Raw genomic sequence first — 7936 nt, 5'->3', positions numbered from 1 at the left:
GGGGATCATCAGCCGGTTGCCGGCGGTGCGCACGGCGGTGGAGCAGCCCAGCGAGGCCCACTGGCGTGCCGTGGCGGAGCAGCTGGAGGGATTCGCCGTCGAATACGGCCGCTATCCCTCCATCCAGGTTCTGGATCGAGCCGGCGTTCCCGTGGTCGCGTTCCCCATGGCCGCGTCGAAGACCCGCCCCGCCGCGGCGCTGTCCAAGGCCGACGCCGAGCTGCTGCTGGTGCAGCGCCAGCTGGTGGTGCTGCCCCTGGTCTGGCAGGCATCCCGGGCCCTGCTGCCCGTGGGCCGCCCCCTGATGGATGCCGCTGGCCATCCGCGCTTCGAGCTCTGGGCCGACGTTCAGCTCAACGGCAGCTTCGACGGCATCGCCAGGATCCTGCAGGTGCCGGAGCTGAAGGCCGAAGCCTGGATCCTCGATGCCCGGGGCCGGGTGATCAGCGCGCCGCCCCACGGCGGGTCCCGCCAGCAGCCCCTCGACCTGCTCCAGCGCTTCCCGATGCTGCGGACTCCGCTGGCCGAGCACGCGAGTGGCCGGCAGCTGGGGCCCCAGGGACTGTTCGTGTACCAGGCGATCAATCCACTCCAGCAGGGGACAACGGCCCCCCTCGGTTCCGATCTCGGGGAAGGAGGCCTCTCCGCCAGGCTGAACTGGATGCTGCCGAAGTGCTGGGCCTGTCGCGGCTGGACAAGTTGCGCCACGTCATGCTCCCCCACATCGTGCGCACCGTCTATCGCCCGCTGGCCAATTTCTTCATCGTTCTGGTGCTAGGCAGTTCGATGGCGGCGCTGTTCGGGGTGGAGGAATTGACCGGGCGGGCCATCAACATCTCCACCGCCAATCTGCGCACCATCGAGACATTCGCGGTCACCGGCCTGATCTACATCGGGCTTACCCTGATTGCTTCGGCGCTGCTGGCCCTGGCCGGGCGCGCCTTGTTCGGGGTGCGGCGCGCATGAGCCTGTTCACGCCCGATACGCTGGCCTTTCTGGCCTCGGCGCTTGGGCGCACCTTGTGGATGACGTTCATCGGCTGCACGATTGGCTTCGTGATCGGCATGGGGCTGGCCATCCTGCGCCGTACGCGGGCACCGCTGCTGGCGCCACTGCGCTGGGCGGCGGCGCTTTATGTTGAAACCTTCCGGCGCATCCCCTTCCTCGTCATCCTCATCCTCGTGCTGTTTTCGGTGCAGGCCTTTGCGCCCGATCTGTCGCTGCTGGGCATCGCCACCATCGCCGTCACCTTGGCCGCCACCGCCTATCTCACCGAAATTGTCGGCGCCGGCCTTGATGCGGTGCCGCGACCGCAGGTTGAAAGCGCCGAAGTGCTCGGCCTGTCGTGGTTCGACACGCTGCGCCATGTCGTGCTGCCGCAAGCCTGGAGTGTGATCCTGCCACCGGCCGCTGCCTTCATGGTGATGTTCGTGAAGGATACCGCACTCGCCAGCCATCTTGGCGTCGTCGAACTCGCCTTCGCCGGCAAGATCCTCGTCAACAAGGGTTTCTCGCCGCTGGCGGGCTTTGGCGCCGTGCTTGTCCTCTATGCCCTGATCAGCTGGCCGCTGGGCCGCATCGCCTCATCACTGGAGAGCCGCCTTGCCGCTTCTCGACATCGATAATCTCAGCGCCGGTTACGGCGGCAAGACCATCCTTGATGGCCTCAGCCTGAGCGCCGAACGCGGTGACGTGGTCAGCCTGATCGGGCCATCGGGGTCCGGCAAGTCCACCCTGCTGCGCGTGCTGATCGGGCTCACGCCGCTCACCGGCGGCAGCGTGCGCATCGGCGACGAGGCGATCAACTATGCCGACAAGGCCGGGCTGAAGGCGCTGCGCCGGCGCATGAGCATCGTGTTCCAGCAGTTCAACCTGTTCCAGAACATGAGCGTGCTGGACAATCTGACGCTCGCGCCGGTGCGCACGCTGGGTGTCGCCCGGGCAGAGGCCGAGGCCCGCGCCCGCGATCTGCTGGCCAATGTGGGCCTGGCCGACAAGGCCGGCAGCTATCCCGATCAACTGTCGGGCGGGCAGCAGCAGCGCGTGGCGATCGCACGGGCGCTGGCCATGCAGCCGGAGATCCTGCTGCTCGACGAAGTCACCTCCGCGCTTGATCCGGAACGGGTGGGGGAGGTGCTGGAGACGATCCGCAGCCTCGCCAGCACTGGGATCACCATGCTGCTGGTCAGCCACGAAATGGCCTTCGTGCGCGAGATTTCCACCAAGGTGGTGATGATGGATGAAGGCCGGGTGGTGGAGCAGGGCAGCCCGAGCGCCATCTTCGAAACGCCGGCAGAGCCGCGCACCAAAAGCTTCATGCAGGCGATCATCCGCCATTAGGGGAGAGCAGCATCATGGGCCGATTGGCAGGCAAGCAGGCCTTCATCACCGCCGCCGGCGCCGGGATCGGGCGGGCCACCGCGCTGGCCTTTGCCCGCGAAGGCGCCGTGGTGACGGCCACCGATATCGACATGGACGCGCTGGCCTCGCTGAAGGCCGAAGCGCCGTCGATCACCATTGCCCGGCTGGACGTGCGCGACGCAGCGGCGGTGACGGCGGCGCTGGACGGAGCTGCGCCCGATGTGCTGTTCAACTGCGCCGGCTTTGTTCATCAGGGCAATATCCTCGAAATCAGCGACGCCGATTGGGAGTTCACCTGGGATCTGAACGTCACGTTGATGATGCGCACCATCCGCGCGGCGCTGCCGGGAATGCTGGCGCGCGGCAGCGGCAACATCATCAACATCGCTTCGGTCGCCTCCTCCATCCGCGCCTGGCCCAACCGCTGCGCCTATGGTGTCACCAAGGCGGCGGTGATCGGCCTCACCAAATCGGTGGCCGCCGATTTTGCCGACCGCGGCATCAGGGTGAACGCCATCTGCCCCGGCCCGATCGAAACGCCCTCGCTGGCAAGCCGCATCGCCGGCCAGGCCGACCCTGATGCGGTGCGGGCGCGTTTCCTCGCCAACCAGCCGACCGGCCGGCTGGGCCGGGCCGAGGAGGTGGCAGCGCTGGCCGTCTATCTCGCGTCGGACGAGGCCAGCTACACCACCGGCCAGACCCACATCATCGATGGTGGGTTGATCGGTTAGGCTGGCGCAAACGCGGCCAGCGGCACGTCAAACGACAGCGGCCGGCCCAGCACGAGATCGGCGGTGAGCCGCGCTGCCGCCGGACTGCCGGTAAAGCCGACCCACGGCACGAAACAGACATGGGCATGTGCGTGGCCGGGCAGGGCACCGATGATCGGCAGCCAATCATCGGTGCCGTTCACGAACGCCGCCCAGCTGCGCACGATGTTAAGGCTGCCGATGGCCGGCACCATCGCGAGCGCCACGCGCAGATTGGCGGCCAGATTGGCGGGATCGACCTGCGGGCGGCCCTGATCGTCGAGCGCCGCATCCCAGCCCCCGCCGATCAGCAGGCTGCCATAGCGGCTCTGTTTGAGGGTGAGTTTCTGCCCGGCGCAATAGACCAGGTGCGGCACCAGCGGCGCGGCCGGTTCCGTCACGCTCACCTGGATCGGTACCGCCTCGATGGCCAGCGGCGTGCCCAATTGCGCCGCCAGTTCGCCGCTGCGCGATCCGGCGGCGATCACGATGCGCGGCGCACGCCACTGGGTTGCGCCGGCCTCGACGACATAGAGGCCCCCATCCTGGCGCACGCTGGCCGGGCCGGTGTTGGCGTGGATCACCACACCCGCCGCTCGCGCCGCCCTGGCGTAGGCCGGTGCGACCAGCAGCGGATTGGCCTTGCCTTCGGCGGGCGCGAACGCCCCGCCAATGGCCTGCTCGGCCAGATAGGGTGCGCGCTCCCGAATGGCGTTGCGGCCGATCACTTCGACAGCCAGGCCAGCTTCGCGTTCGATGGCGGCCTTCACTTCGATTTCGGCCATCTCGGCTTCGGTGGTGGCGACCAGCAAGCCGCCGCCAAAGCCGATCTCGAGATCAGCGCCCAAATCGGCTTCCAGCCCCTTCCAGATGCCGAGCGAAGCGATCAGCAGGCGGATGGCGGGTTGATAGTTGCGGGCCCAGGCTTCGCCCAGATTGCGGAACGGATCGTGTGGGATCTGGGCATGCAGGCTGCCGGCATTGGCAGAGGAGGCCTGCGCCCCCACCGGGCCGGCCTCCACGATGGTGACGGCCATGCCGGCCCGCGCCAGTTCCAGCGCGGTGGCGCAGCCGGCAATCCCGCCGCCGATGACAATCACATCAGGCTGCACTTCTTCCCCCAAAACGCGTACGGCCCCACTTGCTCAGGCCAATGTGGGCGCTATGCTGACATTTGTTCGCACATCGCATAAGTTCGATGCTATCAACAGGGGCGACATTTGGCCTTCAAGAAAAGCGGGCAAGAATCAAGGGCAGAATGATGACAAAAGATTTCCGGGGCAGCCACACCGTTACCGTCACACCCTTCAATGATGACGGCAGCAGCATCGACATCGGCCGGTTGAACGCCTTTCTGGATTGGCAGGTGGAATCGGGCGTGCCTGGCGTCATCGTGCTGGGCACCACCGGCGAGTTCCTGACCATCAGCGATGACGAACGCCGCCTTCTGGTTGATGCGACCGTGCGCCATTCGGGTGGCCGCTATCAGGTGATGGTCGGCACGATGAACGCCTACACGCCCAACGCGGTGCGCTACAGCCGCGAAGCGCAGGATCTGGGCGCCGATGGCCTGATGATCATCCCGCCCTATTATTACACGCCCACGGATGACGAGATTTTCGACTATTACCGGGCGATCTGCGACGCCGTCACCATTCCGATCATGCTGTACAACAACCCGGTCACCTCCAACCGCGACATGTCGGCGGCACTTGTGGCACGGCTCACGGCCGCATTCGATCAGGTGCGCTACATCAAGGAAGCCAGCATGGATGTGGCCCGGGTGTACGACATCGTGGAGGCAACCGGCGGCGTGATGAACGTTTTTGCCGGCGAACGCCCGGTGGAAAGCTTCCTGCTCGGCGCGGTTGGTTACGTGAATCCCTATGGCAATTATCTGCCCTATGCCACGCGGCGGATGTGGGATCTGCTGGTCGAAGGCCGCATCAACGACGCGGCGCACATCCAGGCACTGGTGCACAAGTTCGACAAGATCATCGCCGAAGGCCACCCGACCTATGGCCATCAATGCTATTCCAAGGCGCTGGCCGGCGCGCGTGGCTATCCGGTGGGCGACGTGCGGGCACCGCTGACCAAGTTCGCCAGCCTGGGCGATGAAGGCCGCACCAAGCTGAAGCAGATTCTGGCCGTGTTCGACGAGATTGACGCGGCCGTGGCGGATATCGACAGCCGCACCGCCGACAGCCGCAAGCACGCGGCCTGAGATGGCCGACATTCCGCTCTTTACCCCGCTGACCATCCGCGGGCTGACCTTCCGCAATCGCGTGATGCTGTCGCCCATGTGCCAGTATCGGGCCCAGGATGGCTTTGCTGGCCGCTGGCATCGCAGCCATCACGGCCGGCTCGCGCTGGGCGGCCTGGGCGGCGCCATGCTGGAAGCAACGGCGGTGCTGCGGGAAGGGCGCATCACGCCGGGCTGCCTTGGCATCTGGTCTGATGATCATGTGCCGGGACTGCAAGAAATTGTCGCCACCTATCACGAGGAAGGCACGCCGGTTGGCATCCAGCTGGCGCATGCCGGGCGCAAGGCCTCTGCTGCCACGCCGTTCGAAGGCGCGCAGCCTCTGGCCAATGACGATCCGCGCGCCTGGACCAGCGTCTCCCCCAGCGCCATCGCCTTTGGCCCCGGCTGGCAGACCCCGCAGGCGCTGGATGAGGCGGGCATCGCCCGCACCATCACGGGCTTTGCCGATGCAGCGCGGCGCGCGGTGGCGGCGGGCTTTGATTTTGTCGAGATCCACGGCGCCCACGGCTATCTGATCAACAGCTTCGTCTCGCCGATCAGCAACACCCGTGACGATGATTGGGGCGGCGAGCATCGCTTCCGCTTCGCTGTCGAGGTGGCCAGGGCCGTGCGCGCGGCCGTGCCGGAGAGCATGCCCGTCTTCTACCGCCTGTCGTCCGTCGATGGCGTGCCCGGCGGGATCGAGGTGGCGGACAATGTGGCGCTGGCCCGCGAATTACACGCAGCCGGCGTTGATCTGGTCGATTGTTCCACCGGCGGCGTTTCGGGCCCGTCCGGCGTGGCGTCGCGGCCGCCGTCGCCGGGCTATCTGGTGCCCTATGCCGAACAGATCGGCCGTGAAGCCGGCATCAAGGCCATGGCAGTTGGCCTCATCATGGACGGGACGCTGGCCAACGCCATCATTGCGAACGGGCAGGCCGATCTGGTCGCCGTTGGCCGGCAGCTGCTGGCAGACGCCAATTTCGTCACTCGCGCCGCGATTGAACTTGGCCATCCCGATCCGAACGCCACGCTGCCGCAAGGCCTGGGTTTCTGGCTGCAACGCCGCAAGTTCGAACCGGCGGCGCGCTAGCCCTCACGGGATCGGCGGGGCCTGCCACATCCCGCGCACCTGATCGTCATTGCCGGTCATTTCCCAGCGGGTCAGCGTGATCGGCACGATGCCGCTGGCAATGAAGCGATCGTGGAAGCGCATCAGGTCGAAACCGCGGCCTTCCTTCAACGCCACTTCGGCCAGCAGCTGTTCCAGCTGGATCTTGCCGAAATAATAATTCAGCCCCAGCCCCGGCTGCCGCAGATACAGCGCCATGTCATACAGCGCGGTGTCGTCGGCCTTTTCCATCCAGTAGGGCGTGCGGGTGGTGAGCGAGGTCAGCGCCTGGTCGAAGGTCCATTCGTTGGCCTGCAGCTTCAGTTCCGGCAGCAGCCGCGCCGCGCGGTTGGCCATAAGGATATAGTGGATTTCGCGGGCCTTGGGCTTGTCGTCGAGCCAGCCGGCCTGCACCACCATCTCTTCCAGATAGAAGGCCCAGCCTTCAAACCGCTGTGAATCGGTGAAGTTCAGCCGGACGTCGCGGCGGATGGGGCGCGTGTCGCGGCGGCGATACGCTGAATCAAAGATATGGCCGGGCAGATTGTGGGCGCGCAGCGTGCGCGGATCGCGATCTTCGGCTTCGCGGAAGAAATTGCGGCCTTCCGGCGTGAACAGGCCCGGCGCCGCCGGATCACGGTTCATCGGCATCACATAGGGCCCTTCGGGCGATGGCACGGTCAGCCATTCCGGCACTGTCATGATGCGGCGGTCTTTCAGGAAGGCCAGCAGCTCGATATCGGATTGGCGGCGCAGGGCCTCGAAACCGGCCAGATCGGTGACGGTGGGCAGCATCGGCGTATCGCGATGCTCATGCTCCTCCATCTTCAGGAACGACATGGTGCGTTCCCATTCCCGCTCCCCGATCGCCTTCATGTCGGCAAAGCTGAAGGGATAGAGCAGCACATAGCGCAGATACCATTCATAGGCCGGTTGCCCGATGCCCGATGGCGCGCTGGTCTGCTGGGCGGCGAGCCACGCACCAAAATTTCGGCTGGCGGCAGCGGCGGCCTCGGCCTGCTTGGCCAAGCCGCGTTCGCCGGCCTTGGCGAGGTCGCCGGCCATGCGCGTGTACAGCCGCGCTTCGATGGCGTGATGCGCCACGCCCAGCGTCTGCAGATCGCGGCGCAGATCGGTCAGGCTGGCGCGGGCGGCGGCCAGCGTGGCCGGCACGGCGGCCAGGCGGGCGGCCAGCGCGGTGCGTTCGGCGGGCGACTTCAAGGGCAGTTCCGGCAGTTCGAAGGCGGTGTTGATCTTCGGGCCCCAGCCGATGTCGAGCGTGGCCCACCAGCTCGGATCGCGCTGCCACTGGCGCAGTATCTTGTGCTGGAACTGCACGCTGCGCGCTTCGGACAGCACCAGCAGGTGATCGGCGCGCTCCGCCACTGGCCAGGCGGCGCTGTCTATGGCCAGCAGATCGGCCACCATCTTGTCCGCCGTGGCGGCCCGGGCGGCCATCGCGGCATCGCC

At 66.6% G+C, this 7936-nt stretch carries 9 protein-coding genes; 7 read left to right on the top strand and 2 right to left on the bottom strand.

Annotation, left to right across the window (positions count from 1 at the left end; translation table 11 throughout):
* The 5 genes from RT662_RS07060 to RT662_RS07040 all read left to right on the top strand — a co-directional run.
* Positions 1 to 778 (top strand): hypothetical protein (locus RT662_RS07060; protein ID WP_313670005.1); only part of this gene is annotated, 778 nt, incomplete at its 5' end.
* Positions 673 to 966, top strand: coding sequence for an ABC transporter permease subunit (locus RT662_RS07055; RefSeq protein WP_313670004.1), 294 nt, complete (start codon positions 673 to 675; stop codon positions 964 to 966). The genes RT662_RS07060 and RT662_RS07055, both read left to right, overlap by 106 nt.
* Entirely contained in the window at positions 963 to 1625 is a 663-nt protein-coding gene (locus RT662_RS07050) for an amino acid ABC transporter permease (protein WP_313670003.1), read from the top strand. The genes RT662_RS07055 and RT662_RS07050 overlap by 4 nt, the downstream gene beginning before the upstream one ends.
* Positions 1603 to 2340 (top strand): amino acid ABC transporter ATP-binding protein, encoded by a 738-nt coding sequence (locus tag RT662_RS07045; protein WP_313670002.1) that lies wholly within the window; start codon positions 1603 to 1605, stop codon positions 2338 to 2340. The genes RT662_RS07050 and RT662_RS07045 overlap by 23 nt, the downstream gene beginning before the upstream one ends.
* Before the next feature lie 14 nt (positions 2341 to 2354).
* Positions 2355 to 3092 (top strand): SDR family oxidoreductase, encoded by a 738-nt coding sequence (locus RT662_RS07040; protein WP_313670001.1) that lies wholly within the window; start codon positions 2355 to 2357, stop codon positions 3090 to 3092.
* On the opposite strand, the gene RT662_RS07035 is transcribed toward RT662_RS07040, so the two are convergent.
* Positions 3089 to 4222: an FAD-binding oxidoreductase gene (locus RT662_RS07035; protein ID WP_313670000.1), complete on the bottom strand. Its 1134-nt coding sequence runs from the start codon at positions 4220 to 4222 to the stop codon at positions 3089 to 3091. The two genes, RT662_RS07040 and RT662_RS07035, sit on opposite strands and share 4 nt — an antisense overlap.
* A 149-nt stretch (positions 4223 to 4371) precedes the next feature.
* Here RT662_RS07035 and RT662_RS07030 point away from each other — a divergent pair, with 149 nt between their 5' ends.
* Together RT662_RS07030 and RT662_RS07025 are read left to right on the top strand one after the other, a co-directional pair.
* On the top strand, positions 4372 to 5334 hold the full coding sequence (locus RT662_RS07030; protein WP_313669999.1) for a dihydrodipicolinate synthase family protein: 963 nt from the start codon (positions 4372 to 4374) through the stop codon (positions 5332 to 5334).
* A 1-nt stretch (position 5335) separates the two neighbouring features.
* On the top strand, positions 5336 to 6448 hold the full coding sequence (locus tag RT662_RS07025) for an NADH:flavin oxidoreductase/NADH oxidase (RefSeq protein ID WP_313669998.1): 1113 nt from the start codon (positions 5336 to 5338) through the stop codon (positions 6446 to 6448).
* A 3-nt stretch (positions 6449 to 6451) separates the two neighbouring features.
* On the opposite strand, the gene RT662_RS07020 is transcribed toward RT662_RS07025, so the two are convergent.
* Positions 6452 to 7936: DUF885 family protein (locus RT662_RS07020; RefSeq protein ID WP_313669997.1), on the bottom strand; the 1485-nt coding region annotated here is incomplete at its 5' end.

The organism is Sandarakinorhabdus sp., from assembly GCF_032115815.1.
GTDB lineage: Bacteria > Pseudomonadota > Alphaproteobacteria > Sphingomonadales > Sphingomonadaceae > Sandarakinorhabdus.
The sequence above is the reverse complement of the archived record's forward strand: the minus strand, read 5'-3'. Positions and strand labels throughout refer to the sequence as shown.

What these genes read in the sequence shown, in the direction of transcription:
- RT662_RS07050 (WP_313670003.1), top strand. Translation starts at nt 963, where the DNA reads ATGAGCCTGTTCACGCCCGATACGCTGGCCTTTCTGGCCTCGGCGCTT.
- RT662_RS07040 (WP_313670001.1), top strand. Translation starts at nt 2,355, where the DNA reads ATGGGCCGATTGGCAGGCAAGCAGGCCTTCATCACCGCCGCCGGCGCC.
- RT662_RS07030 (WP_313669999.1), top strand. Translation starts at nt 4,372, where the DNA reads ATGACAAAAGATTTCCGGGGCAGCCACACCGTTACCGTCACACCCTTC.
- RT662_RS07025 (WP_313669998.1), top strand. Translation starts at nt 5,336, where the DNA reads ATGGCCGACATTCCGCTCTTTACCCCGCTGACCATCCGCGGGCTGACC.